Below are 25,114 nucleotides of genomic sequence, written 5' to 3'. Positions count from 1 at the left end.
TTTTTTGATGAAATATAAAAACTTACGAGATTTCCTTGAGTTATTAGAGCAACAAGGTGAGTTGAAACGGATTAAACAGGAAATTGATCCCTATTTAGAAATGACGGAAATTTCTGACCGCACTTTGCGTGCTGGTGGGCCGGCTTTGCTATTTGAAAATCCAAAGGGATTCAATATGCCAGTGCTGTGTAATTTATTTGGCACACCCAAACGTGTGGCTTTGGGTATGGGGCAGGAAGACGTTTTAGCATTACGTGAAGTAGGTAAATTACTTGCGTTTTTAAAAGAGCCTGAGCCTCCGAAAGGTTTTAAGGATTTACTTTCAACATTGCCACAATTTAAACAAGTCTTAAATATGCCGACAAAAGTGTTGGGTAAGGCTGATTGTCAGCAAATTATATGGCAAGGGGATAAGGTTGACTTATATCAGTTGCCGATCATGCAGTGCTGGAAAGATGATATTGCCCCTCTCGTCACTTGGGGATTAACGGTAACGAAAGGGCCTTATAAAAAGCGACAAAATTTGGGTATTTATCGCCAACAGTTAATCGGCAAAAACAAACTAATCATGCGTTGGCTGTCTCATCGAGGTGGTGCTTTAGATTTTCAGGAATGGCAAGAGGCTAATCCTGGCCAACCTTTCCCTGTTTCTGTGGCGCTAGGGGCAGATCCTGCGACGATTTTAAGTGCGGTAACACCGATTCCTGACAGCTTATCAGAATATGCCTTTGCAGGTTTATTACGGGGAAATAAAACGGAAGTCGTTAAATCGGTAAGTAATGATCTCGAAGTGCCGGCTAGTGCAGAAATTGTATTAGAAGGGTATATCGATCCAGAGGAAAAGGCTTTAGAGGGGCCTTATGGCGATCATACTGGATATTATAATGAGCAGGAATATTTTCCTGTGTTTACAGTCACACATATCACCATGCGACAAAATCCTATTTACCATTCTACTTATACGGGGCGTCCGCCTGATGAGCCTGCGGTATTAGGAGAAGCGTTGAATGAAGTATTTATTCCTATTCTACAAAAACAATTCCCTGAAATTGTGGATTTTTATTTGCCACCTGAGGGCTGTTCTTATCGTTTAGCTGTAGTGACAATGAAAAAGCAATATGCAGGGCATGCAAAACGCGTAATGATGGGCGTTTGGTCTTTTTTGCGCCAATTCATGTATACGAAGTTTGTTATTGTATGTGATGAAGACGTGAATGCACGAGATTGGAAAGATGTCATTTGGGCGATGACGACGCGTTGTGATCCGGGACGAGATTTGACATTGGTTGAAAATACGCCTATTGATTATTTAGATTTTGCCTCACCGGTTGCGGGATTGGGATCTAAAATGGGAATTGATGCCACGAATAAATGGCCTGGTGAAACCTCAAGAGAATGGGGGATACCAATTAAAAAAGATCCAAATATTGTTAAACGTATTGATGAGATTTGGGACAGTTTGGGTATTTTTGAGGATTCATAATCTAATAAAGATAGGACAGAACATAGCCCGTCCTATCTTATAAGATTTAAGCTAGAATTTTATTTAATTCTGCGCTAACACTTTCAACTTTTTGTGTACCATCTAAACGGAAATATTGAGTATTGCCCGTTTTAGCTTCTTCTTGATAATAATCCACTAATGGTTTTGTGGTGGTATGGTAAACTTTTAAGCGATCAAGAACGGTCTCCGGTTTGTCATCAGCGCGAATAACAAGATCTTCTCCGGTGATGTCGTCTTTACCTTCTACTTTAGGAGGATTATAAACAATATGATAAGATCGCCCTGAAGCAGGGTGAACACGACGGCCGCTCATACGCTCGACAATCACTTCATCAGGCACATCAAATTCCAGTACATAATCAATATTAATACCCGCTGATTTCAATGCATCTGCTTGTGGAATAGTACGAGGGAAGCCATCTAATAAGAAACCATCTTTACAATCTGCTTGGGAAACGCGATCTTTTACTAATGCAATAATTAAATCATCTGGAACTAATTGACCCGCATCCATCAGTGTTTTAGCTTGTTGGCCTAATTCAGAACCGGATTTAATTGCTGCACGTAACATATCACCAGTTGAAATTTGTGGGATATTAAATTTGTTCATAATAAATTGTGCTTGTGTGCCTTTACCCGCTCCTGGAGCGCCTAATAAAATTATTTTCATTGTTAACCTCTGTAAATTAAATCAATCTAGCATACCATACCGCTGTTAAGAGATAAACTCAAGTGCGGTCTGATTTTTTTATTTATTTTGTCGAAAAAATTGAAGAAAATGCGCAAGCCATATTTTGAATAAAAATACATTTTTACAGAAATTATGCTATTATCTGACCATCTAGAGTTGATTAAGATTGAGTTGGCATAAGGCTATGAATATTCGTTGGAACATAATTTTAGGGCTGATTGTTCTCGTCTTGTTAGGTTGGTTTTATTCGTTAAATCAAAGTAACCATGATTTGAGCGAGCTAATTAAAAAAGACGAGAGTCCAGAATATGTTGGACAAAAGATGGAAACCATATTGTATTCGCCCACCGGAAAAAAACAATATGTAGGGCGAGCAGAGACGGTTTCGCATTATGATAATGATGGGCATACAGAGTTTACAAAGCCAATATTATATTTATATGATATTGAAGGAAAAAATGCAGAACAACAAAGTTGGATGCTAAGTGCAGACACTGCAGTATTGACGAAAGATCGTATGCTATATTTAGAGGGAAATGTTGTTGCTAAAAGTTTGTTGCCTGATTCACGCTTGCAACGAGTGGAAACAGAGAAGGCGCAATTCAATTTAACGACACACGATATTAGTTCTGATACAATGGTGAAAATCAATGGGCAGAATTTTATTACAACAGGGCAGAAGTTGACAGGAAATTTGCAACAGCAGATTGCAACATTAAAGGAACAGGTTAAAACATATTATGAAGTCAATAACCAATAAATTTATATTAATGGGGATTATGTTGGGTTGTACGTTCCCCGCGTTTGCTTTGAAAGATGATACTAATCAACCCATTAATATTGAATCAGATAATCAATCATTAGATTTAGAAAATAATGTTGTGACATTTACAGATAATGTTGTCATTACACAAGGCTCTATTTTGATTAAAGCACAAAAAGTGGTGATCACTCGTCCTGAGAAAGATTCTGGGAAAAAAGAAACAGTGGAAGCTTTTGGTAATCCTGTGACTTTTCATCAAATGCTAGATGATGGAAAGCCGGTTGATGGCCGTGCGCAAAAAGTGCACTATGATTTAGGGCAAGAATTTTTGACCTTAACGGGCAATGCGGAACTTAAGCAATTAGATAGTAAGATCAATGGTAATGTGATCACCTATGATGTGAAGAAACAACAATTAAAAGCGACAGGTTCGGCAAAATCGCGCGTGAAAACTATTTTGATTCCATCGCAGTTAAATAATCAGAAATAAGGTCTTGTTATGTCGATTCTTTATGCAGAAAACTTAGCAAAAAGCTATAAAAGCCGTAAAGTGGTGGAAGATGTTAGCTTAACGGTCAATTCTGGTGAAATTGTCGGGCTATTAGGGCCAAATGGTGCAGGCAAAACAACGACTTTTTATATGGTTGTAGGTTTAGTGCGCCATGATCAAGGTAAAATTTGTATTGATGATGAAGATATTAGTTTGTTGCCTATGCACAATCGCGCGCAACGTGGTGTGGGATATTTACCGCAAGAAGCTTCGATCTTCCGCCGATTGAGTGTATATGATAATTTGATGGCAGTATTAGAAATTCGCAAAGATCTGACCGCACTTCAGCGACAAGAACGGGCAGACGAATTAATTGAAGAGTTTAATATTGGCCATATTCGGGACAGTTTAGGGCAATCGTTGTCAGGGGGAGAACGACGCCGCGTTGAAATTGCCCGTGCGTTGGCGGCGAACCCAAAATTTATTTTGTTAGATGAACCTTTTGCGGGTGTTGATCCGATTTCCGTCATAGACATTAAGAAAATTATTGTGGATTTACGTGATCGAGGATTAGGGGTGCTGATCACCGATCATAATGTACGAGAAACCCTTGATGTCTGTGAACGTGCTTATATTGTGAGTGCGGGCCATATGATTGCCAATGGAACACCAGAGGAAATTCTGAATAATGAGCAAGTTAAGCGTGTTTATTTAGGTGAGCAATTTAAATTATAACGTGATGAAAATTACAGACCTATTACCCACACAAAATATCCGTCAAGGGATTTTGTGTTCCAGTAAAAAACGCGTGCTTGAAGTGATAGCAAATATTGCTGCCGAACATCAGAATCTGGAGCCTCATCTTTGTTTTGAGCAGTTATGCGCCCGCGAGAAGCTGGGCTGTACTAGCTTAGGTGGCGGCGTTGCGCTCCCTCATGCAAAATTAGCAGGGGGAGAGAAGCCTGTAGCAGTATTTTTACAATTAGATACAGCGATTGATTTTTCTGCAGCAGATAGACGAGATGTGGATTTATTTTTTGCATTACTCATTCCGGAACACTATTGCGATGCATTCAAAATACACCTTGCACGACTTGCAGAATGTCTGACAGATAAGAGTTTGTGTAAGCAATTACGTAATGCGCAAAGTGCGGAGGAAATTTGGGAAATTTTTGAGCATATTGAGATATGATATGCTCTTAGTTAGCTATATAGATTTAACAAATTAAGAGGTTAAATAGATGGAACTGATAATTGTCAGCGGTCGTTCTGGTGCCGGGAAATCCGTAGCATTGCGCGCCCTTGAAGATATGGGATATTATTGTGTCGATAATTTACCATTCGATTTACTTCCTCAATTGGTAGATAACTTATCTCCAAATCAAACCTCCGCAGCCATTAGCCTTGATATTCGTAATTTACCTCATTCACCTAATATACTCGATGATCTGTTGTTGCAAATTTCAGAATATCACCAAGTCAAAATTATTTTTCTCGAAGCTGAACGGAGCGCATTAATTCGCCGTTATAGCGACTCTCGCCGTTTACACCCTCTATCTATTAATGATATTTCTTTGGAAAACGCGATTGACATGGAGCGAGAGCATCTCGATCCATTGGTTCAGCATGCGAATTTAATTGTGGATACGACAGAAATTTCTACTCATGAACTTGCTGAGCGTTTACGCGAATTTTTGCGTGGCAATACAGATAAAGAACTCAAAATAATTGTGCAATCTTTTGGTTTTAAATACGGTATTCCTCTTGATGCTGACTATGTTTTTGATGTTCGTTTTTTGCCTAACCCGCATTGGAATGCAGCTTTACGCCCGATGACTGGTTTAGATGAACCGGTTATCGAGTTTTTGAATAAACATGTTGAGGTACATAATTTTATTTATTTAACACGTAATTATTTAGAAACTTGGTTGCCGATGTTAGAACAAAATAATCGTAGTTACTTAACTATCGCGATTGGTTGTACGGGAGGAAAGCATCGCTCAGTGTACATTGCACAGCAATTAGGAGAATATTTCCAATCTCGAGGAAAAAAAGTCAAAATTCAGCACAAGTCTTTGGAGAGAAATAAAAAATAAGATTCATCGATAGATTGTTAACTTATAAGAAAAAGTGATTTTCCAATGGCGTTTATTGCTTAATTAATATTTTTGATTATAATGCCCCCCGTTGTTCCGAATAGGTCGGTACTTAATTTTTTATAGGAAAGTGAAATGACAATGAATAAATATACTCCATATGTATTAGCGCTATTACGTATTATCGCAGGTTATATGTTTTTACTTCATGGTACAGCGAAGTTCTTTGAATTCCCAGTATCAATGACAGGTGGTAACGGTAGTGTGCCATTATTCTCTATGTACGGTATTGGTGGAATTATTGAAATTGTTGGCGGTATTTTAATTATTTTAGGTTTATTTACCCGTTTAGCAGGTTTTATTTTATCTGGTCAAATGGCGGTTGCCTATTTCTTAATTCATGCGACAGCAGCAGATATTTTATTACCTATCGTGAATAAAGGTGAATTAGCAGCATTATATTCCCTTGTGTTCTTATACTTTGTATTTTCTGGTCCAGGTGCGTTTGCTTTAGATAATAAACTTGGTAAAAAATAACCGCACTTTTAAGTATTCCCGAAAAAAGGCACATTTATTGTGCCTTTATTTTTGCCAGTATTGTTGCAATAAATCGACTAAATATTGCATAGCTTTTCCATAGTTAGCTTGCCGTGAACGTAGTCCCACCACAGGTACTAAATTTCCCTCCGTCTCAGCTTCTAAATCTAATTTGACCAAACGCCCTTGCATTAAAGCGGGCTCAGCGAGCTTTTCAGGCAAATCCGTCCAACCGGTATTATATTCTGCCAAGCTCATTAAATTATAATAACTATTGGAATACCAAGGTAGTGCGGATAAGGCATTACTAAAAAGATGTTCTTTTTGTTGCAAACTCCGATGAACCAAATGTCGATGGCGAGTTAAATCATCGAGAGAAATGGCAGTTTGTGTCGCTAAAGGGTGTTTAGGTGAGGCAACGGCAATAAAGCGATTATGACCCAAAAAGAACATATCAAACTCATTTTGCGTTGTGTAATTTTTATAAACTACTCCCAGTTGCGCTTGCCCTGTTGCTATCATGTTTTCTACATCAAATGTTGAAGCCGTAATAAGTTCAATAATTGTCATCGGGAATCGTTCGGAGAAAATTTTGAGCTGCTGGCTAAAATCCTCGTTCAATAAACTTTCTTCAAAAGCAAGGGTGATGTGATGCTCTTCTTTTTGCTGAAGTGCGGTCAGTTTTTGATCTAAAAATTGCGATTGCTGGAGCAAGAGCTTAATTTGAGGCAGTAGGACATTCCCTTGCTCTGTTAGGCTTAAGGCCCCTTTTTCGCGGATAAATAAAGTTTGATTAAATTCAATTTCGAGATTGCTGATAGCTTGGCTGATTCCCGATTGTGCGCGGTTTAAGTGGCGCGCCACGGCAGAAAAAGAACCTAATTCGGTTACCAGTACAAAAAGTTTTAATTGTTCTAAAGTATACATTGCATTTAGTCCATCAGTTTTAGTGATAGAGTCTAACTTTTTTCATCATAAAATTCGAGTATAATTTGCAATGATGTGAATCAATGTATCTTAATAAGGATTATTAATGAGTTTTAAAGAACGTATTTTTCATGCGATTTTATTTGAAGTATTTGCGGTGTTGTTAACAGTACTTTTAATGGCTTATTTTACTGATCATAGTACCGCACTATTATCCGGCACAATTATTGCCATCTCTTTGATTGCAATGCTGTGGAATATGGTATTTAACTGGGTATTCGACAAATTCCATACCGGGCCGCGTGAAAAACGTAGCTTGTTAACCCGCGTGCTTCATGTTGTATTATTTGAAGGGGGCTTACTTATCGCGACAATTCCGCTTGTGGCATTTGTGTTAAATGTGAGTTTGTGGGAAGCTTTTGTGATGGATATTGCCATGACAATCTTCATCACGGTTTATTCTTTTATCTATAACTATCTCTACGATCAAATTCGTGCGAGATTGATTGCGAAGTATAAACTGCATTTGGCTTGATATATTAGATGTTCCCATCTGTCGCTTAAAAAGTTTCACTTCACTTTTAAGCGACAGATTTTTTATTGCTAAACCTACATAAAAGCAAACGTTTGCGCTATAATATATCTTTAAATTTCCATTCATTTATTTAATTCAAAGGAATTCTCCATGCAATCAAATCGTCCTATTCGTCAGGCGTTGTTAAGTGTTTCTGACAAAACAGGTATTGTTGAATTTGCGCAAGGGCTTGTTCAACGTGGCGTTAAATTATTATCAACCGGCGGTACGGCAAAATTATTGGCAGATAGCGGCTTACCTGTTACCGAAGTATCAGACTACACAGGTTTCCCTGAAATGATGGACGGACGGGTAAAAACCTTACACCCGAAAGTGCATGGCGGGATTTTGGGTCGCCGTGATTTAGATGGCGAAGTGATGGCGCAACACGGTATTGAGCCGATTGATATGGTGGTGGTTAATCTTTATCCTTTTGCCGCGACTGTAGCAAAACCTAATTGCACTCTTGAAGAGGCGGTAGAAAACATTGATATTGGTGGCCCGACAATGGTGCGTTCTGCAGCGAAAAATCATAAAGATGTGGCGATTGTGGTGAATAATAACGATTTCAACGCCATTCTTACGGAAATGGATCAAAATGCCAACAGCTTAACCCTCGAAACCCGTTTTGATTTAGCCATTAAAGCCTTTGAGCATACGGCACAATATGATTCCATGATCGCCAACTATTTCGGTCAATTGGTCAAACCTTATTTCACTGCAGAAGAGGAAGACAAAGACGCGAAGTGCGGTCAATTTCCACGCACTTTAAACTTGAATTTTGTACGCAAGCAAACCATGCGTTACGGCGAAAACAGCCATCAAAATGCAGCGTTTTATGTGGAAACCGATGTGAAAGAAGCCAGTGTTTCCACCGCCAAGCAATTACAAGGCAAAGTCCTTTCTTATAACAATATTGCGGATACTGATGCCGCGCTGGAATGTGTGAAATCTTTTGATGAGCCGGCTTGCGTGATTGTGAAACACGCCAATCCTTGTGGTGTGGCGTTAGGGGGCGATATTTTAGAGGCCTATAACCGTGCTTACCAAACTGACCCAACTTCTGCATTCGGTGGGATTATTGCTTTCAACCGTGAATTAGATGCAAAAACCGCGAAAGAAATCGTGGATCGTCAATTTGTAGAAGTGATCATTGCGCCGAAAGTCTCGGCGGAAGCCCTTGCAATCACCAAAGCGAAGAAAAATGTGCGCGTATTGGCGTGTGGCGAATGGAACAACGCAGAACCTCGTTTAGATGTGAAACGTGTGAATGGCGGTTTGTTGGTGCAAGATGCGGATCTTGGTATGGTAGGTATTGATGATTTGGAAGTAGTTTCCAAACGTAAGCCGACCGAGAAAGAATTACAAGATTTGCTTTTCTGCTGGAAAGTGGCGAAATTTGTGAAATCTAACGCTATTGTATATGCGAAAGATAATCAAACTATCGGTATCGGTGCCGGACAAATGAGTCGTGTATATTCGGCGAAGATTGCGGGTATTAAGGCGCAAGATGAGGGGTTGACCGTTGCAGGCTGTGTGATGGCCTCTGATGCATTCTTCCCGTTCCGTGATGGTATTGATGCGGCGGCTCAAGTGGGTATTGAATGTGTGATTCACCCGGGCGGTTCGATGCGTGATCAGGAGGTGATTGATGCGGCGGATGAGCATAATATGGTGATGGTGTTGACGAAGATGCGTCATTTTAGACACTAGTTATCGCTTGTAGGGCGTATTGCATACGCCTTTTTTGCTGTATTACATATATCCTTTTTCGCCGTATGGCGACTTACTTTCTTTGCTTGTGCAAAGAAAGTAAGCAAAGAAAGCACACCCTGCTATTTTGCTGTTCTTCGCTTAGATATGATTTTCTTGACGGAAAAATTAGAACTCGCTCGCAAGCTCGCTCAAACAGGCTAATTTTCCCTAAAAATCATATCACGCTCAGGCAAAATAGAAGGGGAAGATCCACTATTAAAGTGCGGTCAAAAATTTAATAATTTATGTAACTCAGAGCCACAGCGTGGCTCAATAGCATTTGCTTGCGAATGCTCGTAACCCTGTACGCTTGCGCGCGGGGGATAATTGATGATTTTAAAAAAGATGAGAAATTACGCACCGAATTTCTCAAAAAATGTGATAACGGTGAATTACACGAGCAAGATTTGAATTGCCAAAATGTAAAAAAAGCGAGCAACGATAATTTTGATCTGAATTTTAATTAACATCATCATAAAAAAGAAGTTTTCCCCTTCTTTGCCGCCTAAAAATTGATTAATTTGTAGGAAAATTTGTCGTGTTTGAGCGAAGCGAGTTACAAATTTTCCGTTAAACAAATTAAGCGATTTTTAGGAAACAAGGCAAAGCAGGGTCGCCTTTCTTTTGCTTCCTTTTCTTTGGCGAAGCAAAGAAAAGGAAGTTGCCATTGGCGAAACCAGATTTCAATTTAAACAAAGGGCGTTGCCCACGAGGAAAAAAACAACATGAACATTCTCATCATCGGAAACGGCGGGCGTGAACACGCCCTTGCTTGGAAAGCAAAACAATCTCCATTAGCGGATAAAGTTTTCGTTGCGCCGGGTAATGCCGGCACCGCACTTGAAAACGGCATTGAAAATGTTGCCATTTCTGCCACAGATGTGACCGCACTTGTGGACTTTGCCAAACAAAATGATATCGGTTTGACCATTGTCGGTCCTGAAGCGCCACTTGTTATCGGGGTGGTGGATGCATTCCGTGCAGCAGGATTAAAAATTTTCGGACCGACCCAAGCTGCGGCACAGTTAGAGGGCTCAAAAGCCTTTACCAAAGATTTCTTAGCCCGTCACAATATTCCGACAGCGGAATATCAAAACTTCACCGAAGTGGAACCTGCTCTCGCTTATCTGCGTGAAAAAGGCGCACCAATTGTGATCAAGGCAGACGGCTTGGCGGCCGGTAAAGGCGTGATCGTGGCTATGACCTTAGCGGAAGCAGAAGATGCGGTGCGTGATATGCTTTCAGGCAATGCCTTTGGCGAAGCGGGTAGCCGTGTGGTGATTGAAGAATTTTTAGACGGTGAAGAAGCCAGTTTCATTGTAATGGTAGACGGTAAAAACGTAGAACCGATGGCAACCAGTCAAGACCATAAACGTGTGGGAGAAGGCGATAAAGGGTTGAATACGGGCGGAATGGGTGCTTATTCTCCAGCGCCGGTGGTCACTGCTGAAATTCACAAACGTATTATGGACGAAGTGATTTACCCGACAGTACAAGGCATGGCGGCGGAAAATAATCCGTACACCGGTTTCTTGTACGCAGGTTTAATGATTATGCCGAATGGTCAGCCGAAAGTCATCGAATTTAACTGTCGCTTCGGTGATCCGGAAACCCAACCGATTATGCTACGTTTGCAATCGGATTTGGTAGAACTTTGCCTTGCGGCTATTGATGAAAAACTGGACACTGTGCAATCCCAATGGTGTGAACAGGCGGCGCTAGGTATCGTGTTGGCGGCGGAAGGCTACCCGGGCGATTACCGCAAAGGCGATGAAATCACCGGCATTGAAAGTGCGGTAGCAAATTCAAAAGTTTTCTTAGCGGGCGTGGAACAAAAAGACGGTAAATTACTCACGAACGGTGGGCGAGTACTTTGCGCGACGGCTTTAGGTCATTCCGTTTATGAGGCTCAGCAAAAAGCTCTTGAACTGGCTGAAAAAATCCAATGGCAAGGCCGTTTTTACCGTCGAGATATTGGCTATCGTGCAGTAGCGAGAGAGCAAAAATCTTAGCTTATAGCAAGCGATTAATGCAAAGATCAACAGCCTCTAATGTAAAAGGAATTTTATGATTTACCAACAAAAATCTCTTTGCCGTGTGCGCACTGTCACCTTATTTTTATCTTTAACGCAAGATAAAAGCCAATGGCAGCAGGCATTAAATCAAGCCAAAGCAGAATTTGCTCTTTTAGTTCCCGCGATTCAAGCTAAAGGTTATGAAGTGCAGTCTATCCGCATTGTCACCAATCCTTTTGGCGAATATTTGGATTTAACGGATTTAGCCGCAGCAAAAGGGGATTTCGCATACTTGAAGCAATTACTGCAAGAGATGAACGAAAGCGGATTGCGCATTCGTTTTGCGGTAGGCGAAGCCCGTAATGCAGAGGAAATTGCGATGTTGCCCGATCTCATTGCGGATTTCGGTGATCTTTGCAACGCTTGTGTTAATGTGCCGCTGGATGAAAACGGCATTTTAAATAATGAACTGATAATGTATTCAGCTCAAGCAGTGCAACGTATTGCAGCTATTACAGCAAGGGGCGAAGGCAATTTTAATTTTACCGTGAATTTTAACTGCAACCCCTTTATTCCTTATTTTCCTGCCGGTTATCATCGCAGTGATGTGCCGAATAGCTTTGTGATTGGCTTGGAAACACCGGATCTATTCGTTGCGGTGTTGAAAGAATTAAATGCGACATCACACAATGATTTTTTCCAACAAAGTTATCAAGCTATGTCAGAAGCCTTGCAGTATCATGTGGATGAGGTACTGAGTGCGGTGAATTCGGTAACATTATCGGGCAATTTTCAATTTGCGGGAATGGACAGTTCTGCTGCTCCCTCAAAAAATTGCGCCTCTATGACGGAAGTTTATGAATTATTGGGTGTACCGTATTTTGGAGCAGCGGGTACTGTTGAAGCCTCTTCGTTGTTAACTCGCGTGTTTAAATCTGTGAAAAATGTGTCATTGGTGGGTTTTTCAGGCCTCATGTTAGCAGTAACAGAAGATCTCGGTTTGGCAGCAGGTACGCAAAATGCACAATTTGATATTCGTTCGCTGCTAACTTATAGTGCAGTGTGTGGTATCGGTTTAGATACTGTGCCGATTCCGGGTGATACGGATGTGGAAAAAATTGCGGCATTAATGCGTGATACCGGTACGATGGCATTTCGTTTGAACAAGCCTTTGACAGTACGTTTGTTCCCCATTCCAAACCGCAAAGCGGGTGAGTTGACGGAGTTTGATAGCGCAGATTTGTGTAATTGCAAAATTTTAGCCGTACCTTAAATCGACCAAAGTGCGGTCGGTTTTACCAAATTTTTCAAATGAATTGAATTCATTATTGAAACAAAAAATAAGCATGAGATTTTAGTTAAAAATCGTAGCATAAACAGGTAGAATATTATTGTTAATTTATTCCCCACTCTTATAAGGACGAGACCTATGTTAAAAAGAAGTATGAATATCGCAGATTATGATCCTCAATTATGGCAAGCTATGCAAGATGAAGATCGCCGTCAGGAAGAGCATATCGAATTAATCGCCTCTGAAAACTATACCAGCCCACGTGTAATGGAAGCACAAGGTTCACAATTAACCAATAAATATGCGGAAGGTTATCCGGGCAAACGCTATTACGGTGGTTGCGAATATGTGGATATTGTTGAGCAATTGGCGATTGATCGTGCGAAAGAATTATTTGGGGCAGAATATGCCAACGTTCAACCGCATTCAGGTTCTCAAGCTAATGCAGCGGTTTATATGGCATTGTTAAATCCGGGTGATACCATTTTAGGTATGAGCTTGGCACACGGTGGTCACTTAACACATGGTGCTTCGGTGAGTTTCTCCGGTAAAATTTATCATGCTGAACAATATGGTATTACTGCAGATGGTGTGATTGATTATGAAGCTTTGCGTAAACAAGCTCATGAAGTAAAACCGAAAATGTTGGTTGCCGGTTTTTCTGCCTATTCTCAAGTGATCGATTGGGCGGAAATGCGTAAAATTGCAGATGAAGTGGGCGCATACTTGTTTGTGGATATGGCGCACGTTGCGGGCCTTATCGCTGCAGGCATTTATCCGAATCCAGTTCCTCATGCTCATGTAGTGACTACAACAACCCATAAAACATTAGCAGGTCCTCGTGGTGGCTTGATTCTTTCGGCTGCTGGCGACGAAGATATCTATAAAAAATTGCAAAGTGCCGTGTTCCCAGCGGGTCAAGGTGGCCCATTAATGCACGTGATTGCCGCTAAAGCAGTATGTTTCAAAGAAGCTTTAGAGCCTGAATTTAAAGAATATCAAAAACAAGTATTGAAAAACGCACAAGCTATGGTGGAAGTGTTCAAAAATCGTGGTTTTGATGTGGTGTCAAATGGTACAGAAAACCATTTATTCCTTGTTAGCTTCATTAAACAAGGGTTAACTGGTAAAGCTGTAGACGCAGCACTGGGTGCGGCTAATATTACGGTGAATAAAAACTCCGTACCGAACGATCCGCAAAAACCGTTTGTCACTTCTGGTATCCGTGTTGGTTCTCCGTCTATTACTCGTCGTGGTTTCAAAGAAGAAGATGCAGTAGCATTGGCAGGCTGGATGTGTGATGTTATTGAATCTATCGGTAAAGATAACCATGAACAAGTAATTGCAGCAACTAAAGCGAAAGTCTTAGATATTTGCAAACGCTTACCGGTTTATGCTTAATCTTACGATTGCAATCATGATTTATATAGCGGCAATGAATATTGCCGCTTATTTTTTGATGTACTTAGATAAGCAGAAAGCGAAAAATCAGCAATGGCGTATTTCGGAACGTACGTTTTTTAGCCTGAGTTTGCTTGGCGGTTTTATGGGCGTGCATTTAGGTATGCAACATTTTCGCCATAAAACACAGCATATGAGTTTTAAAATCGTTGTTATTATGAGTGCATTGATCTGGCTGATTGGCGTGCCGTACTACTTGGTTTTTATGGTGAACTAACAAGCTAAGTTATAATTTATAACGAAAAGTTTGTAGAGCGTAAATAGATTTGAGTTTATTCTTTTTGAATGATGACGTTTTGTATTCGTTAACATTTTGATTAGCAAGTGAATAGGAAAAAAATGAAAATTTTAGATGGAGGAATGGGGCGTGAGTTAGCTCGTCGTGGCGCGCCTTTTCAGCAACCAGAGTGGTCAGCTTTAGCTTTAATTGAGCAGCCTAGTGCGATAGAGGAAGTACATAGTGCGTTTATTCAAAGTGGCGCTGATGTGATTACGACAAATAGTTATGCGGTTGTGCCTTTTCATATTGGTGAACAACGGTTTGCTTTGAAAGGGCGTGATTTAGCGGATTTAGCTGGACGTTTGGCCAAAAGTGCGGTCAAAAATAGTCAAAAACAGGTGCGTATTGCGGGGTCATTACCACCGCTATTTGGTTCATATCGTCCGGATTTAATTCAACAGGAACGCGTGAAAGAATTGGCGCAACCTATTATTGAAGGCCTTGCGCCTTATGTGGATTTTTGGTTGTTTGAAACGCAAAGTGCCATTATTGAACCGGTATCTGTACTGCCATTATTGCCTCAGGATAAACGTCGGTTTTGGGTGTCTTTTACTCTAGAAGATGAAAACCCACAGGCAGAACCTTGTTTACGTTCAGGAGAAAGTGTAAAAAGTGCGGTAGAAAAAATGATTGAATTGGGCGCGGAGGCTATCTTGTTCAATTGTTGTCAGCCTGAGGTAATTGGCGCAGCATTGGAGGTAACACGTGATACCTTAACAGAAAAGCAGGCTACTCATATTGAATTTGGGGCATATGCGAATGCTTTTCCACCACAGCCTAAAGAGGCGACAGCCAATGACGGTTTAGATGAAATCCGTACCGATTTGGCGCCACTAGATTATTTAGGTTGGGCTGAAAAATGGAAAGCCACTGGGGCAACGATTGTTGGCGGTTGTTGTGGAATTGGGCCTGAACATATTTCGGTATTAGCAGCGAAACTTAAATAACTGCATGATTTTTATTTGGAAACACAACAATGTCTAAAGGAAAAATTGGTTTACTTTCATTAACCGCATTGGTTTTAAGCTCGATGATCGGTTCGGGTATTTTTAGCCTCCCACAAAATATGGCTGAAGTGGCAGGCGCCGAAGCATTGCTTATTGGTTGGGCAATTACAGGTGTCGGGATTATCTTTTTGGGGCTTTCTTTCTTTTTTATTTCGCGTTTGAAACCGCAGTTAGATGGTGGGATTTATACTTATGCACGCGAAGGATTTGGTGATTTAGTCGGTTTCTTGTCTGCATGGGGATATTGGCTGTGTGCAACAATTGGAATTGTCGGCTATTTGGTTGTGGCTTTTGAAGGGATTGGAACCTTTACCGATAGTGCGGATTATGTGTTATTTGGACAAGGTAATACGATAGCTTCCTTTATTGGCGCATCCATTATTGTTTGGTTAGTACATTGGTTGATTGCGGGAGGGGTTAAGGAAGCGGCTTCCGTAAACCTTGTTGCCACGTTTGTAAAAGTTTTCCCATTGGTTTTATTTATTGGTTTGGCAATTTGGTATTTTTCACCGGAACAATTTGCACAAGATTGGCAAGGTAATGGGTTAAATAACAATGTATCAGATCAGGTTAAGAACACCATGCTGATTACATTATGGGTATTTACTGGGGTTGAAGGTGCGGCGGTATTATCTGCTCATGCGAAAAAACGTAGTGATGTGGGCGTTGCAACGGTATTAGGTATTGTTATTGCATTAGTGTTATATGTTGCAATTACCGTGCTATCGTTAGGGGTATTACCGCGTGAAACCATTGCAAGTATGTCTAATCCCTCAATGGCAGGTTTATTAGCACATATGATGGGTGGCGCAGGCAAATGGATAATTACCTTATGTTTAATTGTCTCTGTGCTTGCTTCTTATATTAGTTGGACGATGTATTCTGCAGAAGTACCGTATCGTGGAGCAAAAAATGGTGCATTCCCACGCATTTTAGATAAATTGAATGTTAATGGTACACCGATTAACTCTTTGTGGTTCACAGGACTGGTTGTTCAGTTTTGTCTTGTATTAGTGCTGCTAACGGGAAAAAGTTATAATGCACTGCTCCTTATTTCGACTTCTATGATCCTTGTGCCATATTTTCTTATTGGTGCGTATTTGTTTAAATTATCATTACAGGAAAATGCTGCTTGGTATATTAAATTAACCGGTTTTATGGCGGCCCTCTATGGATTGTGGATCGTTTATGCTGCAGGCTTGGATTATTTGTTACTCTCAGTTTTGTTGTATGTTCCGGGTATAGGTTTATTTTTATATTCGCGCTATCAATTTAAAGGTAAACGATTTGAGTTAAATAATGGTGAGAAAGTATTGTTAGTCATTATTGCCATATTATTTGTTTGGGCGGTCTATAACAGTTTTAACAATGTAGATTGGGGATAATCAGAGAAAGCGCGGTTAAAAATTTGGATTTTTTAACCGCACTTTTACGATGAATTATTGTGGTTTACTCATCATAATCTCAATCACCTGACGATCAGTATATTGCATACTGCGTGAGGCAATATTACACAAATTGTTAATTGAACGATCAATATCATGTTCTACAATACCTTCACAACCAGTGACATGTGAATCCTCCATCGCCATTAAGACGGATTTATAACCGGAAGTAACACTTGTTGAAACTTTCATCGCACAGCTATTGGCAGCACCATCGCAAATAATGCCGCTGATATCTCCGATCATACTGCTAATGGCCATACTAATTGCCTCAAATTTTTCGGTGAGTAACCATGCCACACCGGCGGTACTTCCCATCGCGGCTGTTGTAACCGCGCATAATGCGGAGAGTTTTGGCAATTTGCTATGAATAAATACAGCCATTAAATGAGAAAGAAATAAGGCTCGAATGTGTTTTTCTTGGCTTACTTGTAAATGTCGAGCGACGACAACGACAGGCATGGTCGCGGTAATTCCTTGATTGCCTGAACCTGAATTACTCATGGCAGGGAGATTTGCGCCCCCCATGCGCGCATCAGAAGCAGAGGTGGTTTCAATGACTATCCGATTAAGTAAATCATCACTGAGTAAACCCCGTCCAATTTGTTTTTGCAATGTACGTCCAATATGTAAGCCGTAATCTGCACGTAATCCCTCTTGAGAGAGAGCCGTATTGAGAGTGGCAGCCTCTTCAATGAAATGAATTTTGTCGAGTGAAACTTGCATAGCAAAATCAAAAATATCTTTAGCAGAAAGAGCGGTGAAAATATTTTGAGTATTTTCGGTACTGCTTACACAAGGTCGCTGCAATAATAATTCGCCATTTTTTTCAATCGTGACGATATTAGTATGATGTTCAGCGATACAAACACGTACTTTATTTTTACCTGATATTAATGTTGCTTCTGAATAGAGAATATGTTCTGTATTAAAGATGATGACGGTAATTTTTTTCTCTAGGAGCATTTGTTTAGCAAGATTGACGGCTTGTTCACTGATATTTTTTAACACTTCCAATCCGCCATGGGGATCGCCACCAATCGCCCCAATTGCAGCAGCCATAGGTAAGCCGACCATACCCGTTCCAGGTACGGTAACGCCCATGCCATTTTTCATGAGATTAGGCGAGACTTTAGCTTCAATTTTTTCAGGAAACTCACCTAAATATTGGCGTGCGACAGCTGCAGCTAAAGCAAGGGAAATCGGTTCTGTACACCCTAGAGCCGGCACAACTTCTTGTTTAATGGTTGTTAAAATAGCGGTTTCTAGTTGTTGTAACTGCAAATTCATAGATGCCTCATGAGGTTTGATCTGAGAGAAATGAAGACGAATGGGTATTTTAATATAGCAATGATGAAAAAAATAGCAAAATAAGGCGGACAAATGTCCGCCTAGAGATTAATTAATACCAATCCAGTTTGGTAGCGCTAATGAAATCGCTGGGATATAGGTGATTAGAATCAGGAAGAACATGAGTAATAATAACCATGGCATTGCCGCTTTAATGACATCAGTAATTGGCATGCCTGTTATGGCTGATGATACAAATAGATTTAATCCAATTGGCGGTGTAATTAAGCCAATTTCCATGTTCACAACCATAATAATTCCTAAATGAATCGGATCAATGCCTAATTGCATCGCAATAGGGAATAAAATTGGCGCTAAAATCAAGATCACCGCAGAAGGTTCCATAAAGGCGCCAGCGATAAGTAACACGATATTTACCGCAATTAAGAACGTCCAAGGTTGTAAATTCATATCGGTGACGACTTGTGTGATAAGCTGTGGAATTTGCTCGGTAGTGAGAACATGAGCAAATAACATGGCATTTGCAATAATAAACATTAGCATCACACTGAGTTTGCCAGATTCCAATAATACTTTCGGACAATCTTTCAGTTTAATATCTTTATAGATAAAGACTGCGACGATAAAGGAGTAGACCGCAGCAACAGCCGCCGCTTCAGTTGGCGTGAAGATACCGCTATAAATCCCCCCGAGAATGATCACCATCAGGAGCAAGCCCCAAATGGCTTTGCGCGCAGCAGCAAACCATTCTTTGACACTGGCTCTTGGTTGGGCTGGGAGTTTTTTGATACGAGCAATAATATAAATAGCGACCATTAATGCCGTACCGAGTAATAAGCCTGGTACAACGCCGGCCATAAACAGACGACCCACAGATGTTTCTGTTGCAGCCGCATAGACGACCATAACGACAGAGGGTGGAATTAAGATACCCAATGTTCCAGCGTTACAAATAATTCCGGTACCGAAACCAATGGGATAACCAGAACGAACCATGCCCGCAATTGCGATTGAACCAACTGCCGCAACGGTTGCAGGGCTTGAGCCTGAAAGCGCGGCAAATAGCATACAGGATAATACAGAGGCAATGGCTAAACCACCACGAATGTGTCCGACAGTGGCATTGGCGAAGTCAATGAGACGTTTAGCAACGCCACCGGTTGTCATAAATGCGCCAGCTAATAAGAAAAATGGGATAGCCAATAAAGTGTAATGTTCTGAGGTTTCAAAGAGTTTAATTGCCAATGAGCTTAAGCTATCTTGACTGAAAAAAGTAATGGCAATTGCCCCCGATAACCCAAGTGAAATGGCAATAGGGACGCCCATAAACATAAACACAAATAACAGAACAAATAATACGATAACGGTCATTTTGTTTCTCCTTGTGCAAGTTTTAGCGCATCTTCAGATTCATCAGCTAAGCCTAAAGTGGTTTGTTTGCCAGTTAGAATACGGTATAGCACCTCGATAAAGCGAATGGCAATTAAGCTGAAACCAACGGGCATAATCACGCCGATATGCCAAAGTTTGATGTCAAAATGATGTAGATCTTCTGCACCAATATTACTGATATACATGGCCTCAATCCAATCATAACTCGCGATGGCAATCATAACGGCATAAACAATACATGCGATAGCGGCTAAAATACTGACTAAGCGTTGTGATGGTTTTGTTAATTTTTTTACGATAGCATCAACACCAATATGGCCACCAATACGCACACCATAGGCTGCACCGAAGAAAATTAACCACCCAAAGCAGGCTTTTGTAATGGCTAAGCTCCAAGTCATTTCTTGAGCGAGGGTCATGATGAAATCGCCGATAGGTTCTGCGAATCCTGCAGTGCTAGGAAAAGTGTCGGCAAGTTCAAAAAAGACATTATAAAGATTATTAAATACAACATAAAAGAATGTGACGAGTGTCATCACCATAAGTAAGATTGCAATGAAGCATTCTTCAAAGCGCTCCCAAAACCATTTTAAGTATGACATATTTTTACTCCTATGAAGGATTACAACTAAAAAAGTGCGGTAAAAATTACCGCACTTTTGCGCCATAAAAAGGCGATAATTATTGTTTATTTGAAGCTTCTGCAGCTTGAATTAAGTCAGCGCCAATTTGACCTTCAAATTGTTTCCACACTGGGCGCATAACTTCACGCCACGCTTCACGTTGTTCTGGGGTTAGTGTAATGATTTTGGTTGTACCCGCATCAATGATTTTTTGTTTATCTGATAAGTTGAGTTCATGAGATTTTTTATTCACTTCTACTGAAACCTCATCCAAAATCGCGGATAATTCTGCGCGAATATCTTCTGGGATACTATTCCAGAATTTAGTGTTTACAATAACCATATAGGATAATAAACCGTGATTAGATTCCGTGATAAATTTTTGTACCTCATGTACTTTTTGTGAATAAATATTGGAATATGGATTCTCAGCACCATTTACAGTCCCGGTTTGTAACGCTTGATACATTTCACCAAATGCCATTTTACGTGGTACCGCTCGTAAGGCTTTAAATTGTGCATCTAACACTTCAGAGGCCTGTACGCGGAATTTCAAACCACGCGCATCTTTAGGTTCAATTAATTCTTTGTTAGCAGAAAGTTGTTTTAAATCATTATTCCAATAGCCTAAGCCTGTGATGCCCTTGTCTTCCATTGAAGTCAACAAAGACTTTCCTGCTTCACTTTGTTCAAAGCGCTCAACGGCTTTGATATCATCAAATAAGAAAGGTAAATCAAAAAGCTGGATTTTAGGGGTATATTTATCAAATTTTGCTAAGGAAGGCGCTAGCATTTGCACGTTATTTAATAATAGCGCTTCCATTTCTTTTCCGTCACCATATAAAGATGAGTTTGGATAGACTTCTACTTTAACTTTTCCTGCGAGACGTTCGTCAACGAGTTTTTGGAACATTAATGCGCCTTGACCTTTCGGTGTTTCGTTAGCAACAACGTGTGAGAATTTTATTACGATAGGGTCGGCAGCAAAGGCTGAGAAAGAGAAAGCCGCACTAATCGCTAAAGCGGTGGTGACTTTTTTCAATTGTTTTAACATAAGAAATCTCCCTGTTTTATTTGAGTTGAACGCTCTTCAGTGGAGATGATTAACAAAATTGAAACGCTTGTAAATAATATTTTTACAAAAGTTTGACACACCTCTCAATTTTATACCTATTTTTTACTAAAAAAGTGAATTAGCGCAAAAAAGTGCGGTGTGTTTTTTGTCATAAAAGTCTTGTCAATATTTGGCGATCTCGCGGGTTATTGGCGAGTGACTTGGCGAATCCATAAATCGGCATACTTTACAAAAGTAGAATGTGCGGATAACACCGCTAATAAAAAACCTTGTTTGCCATCACGAAACCCTTGTTTTAACAGATACATTTTAATGAAACAGCTCAAAGCGTGGCTCACTGCTTGTAGCAAATTAGTCCGTTTGCCGGCTTGCTCACGTTGTGTTGCCCATGCTTTAGCATAGTTGGCAGACTTTGTAAGATAGTGATGGAGATCTTTATAAGTATAATGTAATAAATCGCCTGCTAACCGTTGAATATTGGCTGTTTTAGGATAAATGACTTTTTCATGAACGAGAGCATCGTTATATTGTGCTAATTGGGTTGGATAAAGACGTACAACCGGATCAGGATACCAACCAGAATGGCGAATTTTTCGGCCAAACACTTCGCTTAAACGAGAGAATTGATAGACGGTATCCGTTTTATTTTGTGCAATTGCTTGTTGAATAGATTGGCGTAACTCCGGTGTAACCCGTTCGTCAGCATCTAGCCAAAGTATATAATCACCGGTAACATATTGTTGGGCAATTTGACGTTGTTTTCCAAAGCCTTGCCAGTCAGTATGTTCATAAAATTTTGCCCCATAGCTTAGCGCAATTTGTTTAGTAGCATCTTGGCTACCTGAATCAACAATTACGATTTCGTTAACCCAATCTTTTACGGTGTCTAAACATTGAGCAAGATCTTGAGCTTCATTTTTAACAATCATGGCAACGCTAATGGTCGGCATATTTTATCCTTTGTGTTTTGATGTACTTTATGTCTTCGGAAGAAAGCCTTATACTATGAGAGATCTATTTTAAATCTAAATATAGTTATGTCACGTTTTTTTTATACTTCACTCATGTATCTATTGCAGCCCTTTATTTTGCTGTTTATGGGAATTCGCAGTTTAAAATCACCCAATTATCGTAAGCGATTGGGGGAGCGATATGGATTGTGCTATCAAGTGAGAAAACCAGTACCTCACGGCGTGATTATTCATGCAGCTTCTGTGGGGGAAGTCATTGCAGCAACACCACTAGTCAGACTAATTCAACGGGAATATCCTCATTTACCCATTACTGTCACAACAGTGACACCGACGGGCTCAGAGCGAGTAAATTCAGCTTTTGGGCAGAGCGTGACCCATATGTATTTGCCTTATGATTTACCTGATGCGTTAAATCGTTTTTTGGATTTTGTCCAACCGAAAGCCTGTATTGTGATTGAGACAGAAATTTGGCCCAATTTAATTCGTCAACTATATCAACGTCAAACACCATTTATTATTGCCAATGCGAGGCTTTCGCCTCGTTCAGCGAAACGTTATGGTTGGGTAAAGCATAAATTGCAAAATATGCTCAACGAGATCACATTGATTGCACCGCAAGATAGTACAAGTGGACAGCGTTATTTGGCCTTAGGTTATGATGAAAAAAACTTAAAGCTGACAGGGAATATTAAATATGATTTAGTGCTGAGTTCTGAATTATTGAGTAAAGTAAAACAGCTCAAGGCACAAATAGGAAGTCGACCTGTTTGGGTAGCTGGGAGCACTCATGAAGGTGAAGATGAAATTATTCTGGAAGCGCACCGCACTTTATTAGCGACATTTCCTAATTTATTATTGATTCTTTCGCCACGCCACCCCGAGCGCTTTAATTCGGTAGCAGATATGTTACATAAACGGAAGTTTTGCTATTGTCGACGAAGCACGAATGACAGCATTACGGCGCAGACAAATGTGTTATTAGGAGACACGATGGGGGAATTAATGACTATGTATGGTGTCTCTGATGTTGCTTTTGTGGGAGGAAGTTTAGTCAAGCATGGCGGGCATAATCCGCTTGAACCTTTAGCATTCAAACTACCTGTTATTAGCGGTAAGTATGTGTTCAATTTTCCTGATGTATTTGATAAATTGTTACAAGTACATGGCGTATTATTAGTGAATGAAAATGCGAAAGCGATTTCAAGTGCGGTCAGTAAATATTTACGTTCTCCGGCCTTGCGTGAGCGCTATGGTTATGCAGGATATGATGTATTAGTGGAAAATCAAGGCGCGTTACAGCGTTTATTCGCTTTGTTACGCCCTTATTTAGAAAAATGAATAAATAGAGAATTAACATGACAACAGTAATTTATCCGGGCACCTTTGATCCCATCACTAATGGGCATTTAGATATTATAGCGCGCGCAGCATTATTATTTCCACATTTGATTGTTGCTGTCGCTGCGAACCCAAATAAAAAGCCGATGTTTGAATTAGCCACGCGTGTTGAGTTAGTGGAAAAATCGGTGTCACACCTTTCTAATGTAACCGTTGTGGGTTTTTCTGGTTTGTTAGCCGATTTGATCAAAGAAAAACAAGCAAAAGCCATTATACGCGGCGTGCGTGCTGTTGCGGATTTTGAATATGAGTTGCAACTTTCTCATTTAAACCGCTTATTAACTCAAGGTGTTGAAAGTTTATTCTTTCCACCGTCCGATCGTTGGTCCTATGTTTCTTCGACGATGATTCGTGAAATAACCCTTCATGGAGGAGATGTCAGCCAGTTAGTGCCGAAACCGGTTTTAGAGGCATTAAGGGTTAGATCAAAGATTAGCTAAAATTTTGGTTTTTCATCGTTTCCGAGATTACCATAATTCAATCACCAAACTGCCCCATTTATTGGGGTATTTGGCATTTTCATCATAATTATCTTGATTCACACAAAAATAAAAGTGGTATTCTTCCTTACCCACAAAACGAGCAAACTGGTAAAGCATATGACATTGCCCCTTTGTATATGTTTGTCGGTCATAATCCGATAAACTTTGCGGGTCGATTTTTTCTTTAAACACTAAATCAAATTCCTCAAAATCACTGTCTAAAAAATCCGTCGCTTGTCCATAATCGTCCACTAAAAATCCAATACTTGCATAATCCCACCGCTTTTGTCTTAAATGCTTTCTTAGATAGCTGCCATACATCCCTGCAATTTCTGGTTGTTCTGTCGTCGCCTCTCTAAATATATATCTAATTACAATATCACCACGGGTTATTGGTTCAAACCATTTTTTCGGTACATGTTCCCCCCCCCTCAAAAGGTTTGCCTAGCTTGGCTAACTCACGATAAATAGTTGATTTTTGTTCCAGAATTGCTAAGGAGCTATAAATTAATTTTTTAACCACCTCCACATCTTGACGGGTAAATTGATAGGCCTGTTTGGCGGTCATTCTATCAATTTTGATATAATCGGATTGAAGATTATCAGCTTTAGTTACTTCTGCAATAGATAGGGTACTGAAAAATAAGGATAATATACTCATCCCTAAAAATTTAAGCGCTTTCATTACTTTTTCTCCTCTGGCAAAAGCACATCGCGAGGATTTTTTCCTTCACGAATCTTATCCATAAATGTTCTCCAAAATAACTCTGTTGTTTCTTCATCGCCCTTATCCACAACAAACTCCCCAATATACCTGGTTTTAGCGGCATACTGTTTCATTTGGTCATAAAATGCATAGGGATTAATTGCACTAATTGATGTTAATACCGCCAGACTTCGTCCATAGGGTAAATCGGGAATTGCATCGCCTATCACATCATTTCTCACTTCTTCCGCACAAGTATTATTTAAAATCACATTATAATATTTACTACCGGATATAATTTCTGCTCTGTTTTTTTC

28 protein-coding genes are annotated in these 25,114 nt (G+C 40.2%); 18 read left to right on the top strand and 10 right to left on the bottom strand.

Going from position 1 to position 25,114, the window contains the following annotated elements; translation table 11 throughout:
• The first annotated feature begins 7 nt into the window (after nt 1–7).
• Nucleotides 8–1,483, top strand: coding sequence for a 4-hydroxy-3-polyprenylbenzoate decarboxylase (gene ubiD, locus CVP05_RS05170; protein WP_100288514.1), 1,476 nt, complete (start codon nt 8–10; stop codon nt 1,481–1,483).
• Nucleotides 1,484–1,529: 46 nt separating this feature from the next.
• Here ubiD and adk read toward each other — a convergent pair whose 3' ends face one another.
• Nucleotides 1,530–2,174, bottom strand: a complete 645-nt coding sequence (gene adk, locus CVP05_RS05165; protein ID WP_100288513.1) for an adenylate kinase — start codon at nt 2,172–2,174, stop codon at nt 1,530–1,532.
• 205 nt (nt 2,175–2,379) lie between these two features.
• Between adk and lptC the strand changes: the two genes are divergently transcribed.
• From lptC to CVP05_RS05135, 6 genes are all read left to right on the top strand, one after another.
• Nucleotides 2,380–2,955 carry an LPS export ABC transporter periplasmic protein LptC gene (lptC, locus tag CVP05_RS05160; protein ID WP_100288512.1) on the top strand — a complete coding sequence of 192 codons (576 nt, stop codon included), beginning with the start codon at nt 2,380–2,382 and terminating at the stop codon, nt 2,953–2,955.
• Nucleotides 2,936–3,448 (top strand): lipopolysaccharide transport periplasmic protein LptA, encoded by a 513-nt coding sequence (gene lptA / locus CVP05_RS05155; protein ID WP_100288511.1) that lies wholly within the window; start codon nt 2,936–2,938, stop codon nt 3,446–3,448. Before lptC ends, lptA begins: the two co-directional genes overlap by 20 nt.
• A 9-nt stretch (nt 3,449–3,457) precedes the next feature.
• Nucleotides 3,458–4,183 (top strand): LPS export ABC transporter ATP-binding protein, encoded by a 726-nt coding sequence (lptB, locus tag CVP05_RS05150; RefSeq protein ID WP_100288510.1) that lies wholly within the window; start codon nt 3,458–3,460, stop codon nt 4,181–4,183.
• Between the two features lie 4 nt (nt 4,184–4,187).
• Complete coding sequence (gene ptsN, locus CVP05_RS05145; protein ID WP_100288509.1) at nt 4,188–4,640, top strand: PTS IIA-like nitrogen regulatory protein PtsN; 453 nt, start codon at nt 4,188–4,190, stop codon at nt 4,638–4,640.
• Between the two features lie 49 nt (nt 4,641–4,689).
• Nucleotides 4,690–5,544, top strand: a complete 855-nt coding sequence (rapZ, locus tag CVP05_RS05140; RefSeq protein ID WP_100288508.1) for an RNase adapter RapZ — start codon at nt 4,690–4,692, stop codon at nt 5,542–5,544.
• A 135-nt stretch (nt 5,545–5,679) separates the two neighbouring features.
• A complete protein-coding gene (locus CVP05_RS05135) occupies nt 5,680–6,081 on the top strand; it encodes a DoxX family protein (RefSeq protein ID WP_243389203.1) in 402 nt (133 codons plus the stop codon).
• 45 nt (nt 6,082–6,126) lie between these two features.
• Here CVP05_RS05135 and CVP05_RS05130 read toward each other — a convergent pair whose 3' ends face one another.
• Nucleotides 6,127–7,008, bottom strand: coding sequence for a LysR family transcriptional regulator (locus CVP05_RS05130; RefSeq protein ID WP_100288507.1), 882 nt, complete (start codon nt 7,006–7,008; stop codon nt 6,127–6,129).
• A gap of 106 nt (nt 7,009–7,114) precedes the next feature.
• Here CVP05_RS05130 and CVP05_RS05125 point away from each other — a divergent pair, with 106 nt between their 5' ends.
• From CVP05_RS05125 to CVP05_RS05090, 9 genes are all read left to right on the top strand, one after another.
• On the top strand, nt 7,115–7,543 hold the full coding sequence (locus CVP05_RS05125) for a PACE efflux transporter (RefSeq protein ID WP_100288506.1): 429 nt from the start codon (nt 7,115–7,117) through the stop codon (nt 7,541–7,543).
• Between the two features lie 150 nt (nt 7,544–7,693).
• Nucleotides 7,694–9,295: a bifunctional phosphoribosylaminoimidazolecarboxamide formyltransferase/IMP cyclohydrolase gene (gene purH, locus CVP05_RS05120; protein WP_100288505.1), complete on the top strand. Its 1,602-nt coding sequence runs from the start codon at nt 7,694–7,696 to the stop codon at nt 9,293–9,295.
• A gap of 332 nt (nt 9,296–9,627) precedes the next feature.
• Entirely contained in the window at nt 9,628–9,804 is a 177-nt protein-coding gene (locus CVP05_RS12885) for an EexN family lipoprotein (RefSeq protein WP_165773124.1), read from the top strand.
• 258 nt (nt 9,805–10,062) lie between these two features.
• Nucleotides 10,063–11,349 carry a phosphoribosylamine--glycine ligase gene (gene purD / locus CVP05_RS05115; RefSeq protein ID WP_100288504.1) on the top strand — a complete coding sequence of 429 codons (1,287 nt, stop codon included), beginning with the start codon at nt 10,063–10,065 and terminating at the stop codon, nt 11,347–11,349.
• A 55-nt stretch (nt 11,350–11,404) separates the two neighbouring features.
• Nucleotides 11,405–12,625 carry a DUF711 family protein gene (locus CVP05_RS05110; protein WP_100288503.1) on the top strand — a complete coding sequence of 407 codons (1,221 nt, stop codon included), beginning with the start codon at nt 11,405–11,407 and terminating at the stop codon, nt 12,623–12,625.
• A gap of 156 nt (nt 12,626–12,781) precedes the next feature.
• The gene (gene glyA, locus CVP05_RS05105) at nt 12,782–14,044 is read left to right on the top strand and encodes a serine hydroxymethyltransferase (RefSeq protein ID WP_100288502.1); all 1,263 of its coding nucleotides are present in this window, start codon (nt 12,782–12,784) and stop codon (nt 14,042–14,044) included.
• A gap of 16 nt (nt 14,045–14,060) precedes the next feature.
• On the top strand, nt 14,061–14,321 hold the full coding sequence (locus CVP05_RS05100) for a DUF1294 domain-containing protein (protein ID WP_243389202.1): 261 nt from the start codon (nt 14,061–14,063) through the stop codon (nt 14,319–14,321).
• A gap of 122 nt (nt 14,322–14,443) precedes the next feature.
• Nucleotides 14,444–15,331 carry a homocysteine S-methyltransferase family protein gene (locus CVP05_RS05095; RefSeq protein ID WP_100288501.1) on the top strand — a complete coding sequence of 296 codons (888 nt, stop codon included), beginning with the start codon at nt 14,444–14,446 and terminating at the stop codon, nt 15,329–15,331.
• A gap of 29 nt (nt 15,332–15,360) precedes the next feature.
• Nucleotides 15,361–16,776, top strand: a complete 1,416-nt coding sequence (locus tag CVP05_RS05090; protein WP_100288500.1) for a basic amino acid/polyamine antiporter — start codon at nt 15,361–15,363, stop codon at nt 16,774–16,776.
• Nucleotides 16,777–16,830: 54 nt separating this feature from the next.
• Here CVP05_RS05090 and CVP05_RS05085 read toward each other — a convergent pair whose 3' ends face one another.
• The 5 genes from CVP05_RS05085 to CVP05_RS05065 form a co-directional block, all read right to left on the bottom strand.
• Nucleotides 16,831–18,126, bottom strand: a complete 1,296-nt coding sequence (locus CVP05_RS05085; protein WP_100288499.1) for an L-cysteine desulfidase family protein — start codon at nt 18,124–18,126, stop codon at nt 16,831–16,833.
• 108 nt (nt 18,127–18,234) lie between these two features.
• Nucleotides 18,235–19,518, bottom strand: a complete 1,284-nt coding sequence (gene dctM, locus CVP05_RS05080; protein ID WP_100288498.1) for a C4-dicarboxylate TRAP transporter large permease protein DctM — start codon at nt 19,516–19,518, stop codon at nt 18,235–18,237.
• Nucleotides 19,515–20,141, bottom strand: coding sequence for a TRAP transporter small permease (locus CVP05_RS05075; protein ID WP_100288497.1), 627 nt, complete (start codon nt 20,139–20,141; stop codon nt 19,515–19,517). The genes dctM and CVP05_RS05075 overlap by 4 nt, the downstream gene beginning before the upstream one ends.
• Before the next feature lie 79 nt (nt 20,142–20,220).
• Nucleotides 20,221–21,216 (bottom strand): TRAP transporter substrate-binding protein, encoded by a 996-nt coding sequence (locus tag CVP05_RS05070; RefSeq protein ID WP_100288496.1) that lies wholly within the window; start codon nt 21,214–21,216, stop codon nt 20,221–20,223.
• Nucleotides 21,217–21,422: 206 nt separating this feature from the next.
• On the bottom strand, nt 21,423–22,187 hold the full coding sequence (locus CVP05_RS05065) for a glycosyltransferase family 2 protein (protein ID WP_100288495.1): 765 nt from the start codon (nt 22,185–22,187) through the stop codon (nt 21,423–21,425).
• Nucleotides 22,188–22,274: 87 nt separating this feature from the next.
• On the opposite strand from CVP05_RS05065, the gene waaA reads away from it, so the two are divergent.
• Nucleotides 22,275–23,549 (top strand): lipid IV(A) 3-deoxy-D-manno-octulosonic acid transferase, encoded by a 1,275-nt coding sequence (waaA, locus tag CVP05_RS05060; protein WP_100288494.1) that lies wholly within the window; start codon nt 22,275–22,277, stop codon nt 23,547–23,549.
• Nucleotides 23,550–23,566: 17 nt separating this feature from the next.
• Entirely contained in the window at nt 23,567–24,049 is a 483-nt protein-coding gene (coaD, locus tag CVP05_RS05055; protein ID WP_100288493.1) for a pantetheine-phosphate adenylyltransferase, read from the top strand.
• Nucleotides 24,050–24,076: 27 nt separating this feature from the next.
• Here coaD and CVP05_RS05050 read toward each other — a convergent pair whose 3' ends face one another.
• The 3 genes from CVP05_RS05050 to CVP05_RS12600 form a co-directional block, all read right to left on the bottom strand.
• A complete protein-coding gene (locus tag CVP05_RS05050) occupies nt 24,077–24,526 on the bottom strand; it encodes a hypothetical protein (protein ID WP_133118703.1) in 450 nt (149 codons plus the stop codon).
• On the bottom strand, nt 24,489–24,776 hold the full coding sequence (locus CVP05_RS05045) for a hypothetical protein (protein ID WP_100288491.1): 288 nt from the start codon (nt 24,774–24,776) through the stop codon (nt 24,489–24,491). Before CVP05_RS05045 ends, CVP05_RS05050 begins: the two co-directional genes overlap by 38 nt.
• The coding region (locus CVP05_RS12600; RefSeq protein WP_165773123.1) for a hypothetical protein at nt 24,776–25,114 on the bottom strand (339 nt) is incomplete at its 5' end. The genes CVP05_RS05045 and CVP05_RS12600, both read right to left, overlap by 1 nt.

Origin of the sequence: Conservatibacter flavescens (assembly GCF_002795425.1) — a bacterium.
Lineage (GTDB): Bacteria > Pseudomonadota > Gammaproteobacteria > Enterobacterales > Pasteurellaceae > Conservatibacter > Conservatibacter flavescens.
Note: the sequence above shows the minus strand (reverse complement) of the source record. Positions and strands in the feature narration are given on the sequence as shown.

Bases quoted from the DNA above. Each gene is read 5' to 3' on its own strand.
- lptA (WP_100288511.1), top strand. From the start codon at position 2,936: ATGAAGTCAATAACCAATAAATTTATATTAATGGGGATTATGTTGGGT.
- lptB (WP_100288510.1), top strand. From the start codon at position 3,458: ATGTCGATTCTTTATGCAGAAAACTTAGCAAAAAGCTATAAAAGCCGT.
- CVP05_RS05125 (WP_100288506.1), top strand. From the start codon at position 7,115: ATGAGTTTTAAAGAACGTATTTTTCATGCGATTTTATTTGAAGTATTT.
- ubiD (WP_100288514.1), top strand. From the start codon at position 8: ATGAAATATAAAAACTTACGAGATTTCCTTGAGTTATTAGAGCAACAA.
- CVP05_RS05085 (WP_100288499.1), bottom strand. From the start codon at position 18,126: ATGAATTTGCAGTTACAACAACTAGAAACCGCTATTTTAACAACCATT.
- lptC (WP_100288512.1), top strand. From the start codon at position 2,380: ATGAATATTCGTTGGAACATAATTTTAGGGCTGATTGTTCTCGTCTTG.
- CVP05_RS05045 (WP_100288491.1), bottom strand. From the start codon at position 24,776: ATGAAAGCGCTTAAATTTTTAGGGATGAGTATATTATCCTTATTTTTC.
- dctM (WP_100288498.1), bottom strand. From the start codon at position 19,518: ATGACCGTTATCGTATTATTTGTTCTGTTATTTGTGTTTATGTTTATG.
- waaA (WP_100288494.1), top strand. From the start codon at position 22,275: ATGTCACGTTTTTTTTATACTTCACTCATGTATCTATTGCAGCCCTTT.
- CVP05_RS05075 (WP_100288497.1), bottom strand. From the start codon at position 20,141: ATGTCATACTTAAAATGGTTTTGGGAGCGCTTTGAAGAATGCTTCATT.
- purD (WP_100288504.1), top strand. From the start codon at position 10,063: ATGAACATTCTCATCATCGGAAACGGCGGGCGTGAACACGCCCTTGCT.
- coaD (WP_100288493.1), top strand. From the start codon at position 23,567: ATGACAACAGTAATTTATCCGGGCACCTTTGATCCCATCACTAATGGG.
- adk (WP_100288513.1), bottom strand. From the start codon at position 2,174: ATGAAAATAATTTTATTAGGCGCTCCAGGAGCGGGTAAAGGCACACAA.
- rapZ (WP_100288508.1), top strand. From the start codon at position 4,690: ATGGAACTGATAATTGTCAGCGGTCGTTCTGGTGCCGGGAAATCCGTA.
- ptsN (WP_100288509.1), top strand. From the start codon at position 4,188: ATGAAAATTACAGACCTATTACCCACACAAAATATCCGTCAAGGGATT.
- CVP05_RS05065 (WP_100288495.1), bottom strand. From the start codon at position 22,187: ATGCCGACCATTAGCGTTGCCATGATTGTTAAAAATGAAGCTCAAGAT.
- CVP05_RS05110 (WP_100288503.1), top strand. From the start codon at position 11,405: ATGATTTACCAACAAAAATCTCTTTGCCGTGTGCGCACTGTCACCTTA.
- CVP05_RS05095 (WP_100288501.1), top strand. From the start codon at position 14,444: ATGAAAATTTTAGATGGAGGAATGGGGCGTGAGTTAGCTCGTCGTGGC.
- purH (WP_100288505.1), top strand. From the start codon at position 7,694: ATGCAATCAAATCGTCCTATTCGTCAGGCGTTGTTAAGTGTTTCTGAC.
- CVP05_RS05135 (WP_243389203.1), top strand. From the start codon at position 5,680: ATGACAATGAATAAATATACTCCATATGTATTAGCGCTATTACGTATT.
- CVP05_RS05100 (WP_243389202.1), top strand. From the start codon at position 14,061: ATGATTTATATAGCGGCAATGAATATTGCCGCTTATTTTTTGATGTAC.
- CVP05_RS12885 (WP_165773124.1), top strand. From the start codon at position 9,628: ATGCTCGTAACCCTGTACGCTTGCGCGCGGGGGATAATTGATGATTTT.
- glyA (WP_100288502.1), top strand. From the start codon at position 12,782: ATGTTAAAAAGAAGTATGAATATCGCAGATTATGATCCTCAATTATGG.
- CVP05_RS05130 (WP_100288507.1), bottom strand. From the start codon at position 7,008: ATGTATACTTTAGAACAATTAAAACTTTTTGTACTGGTAACCGAATTA.
- CVP05_RS05070 (WP_100288496.1), bottom strand. From the start codon at position 21,216: ATGTTAAAACAATTGAAAAAAGTCACCACCGCTTTAGCGATTAGTGCG.
- CVP05_RS05090 (WP_100288500.1), top strand. From the start codon at position 15,361: ATGTCTAAAGGAAAAATTGGTTTACTTTCATTAACCGCATTGGTTTTA.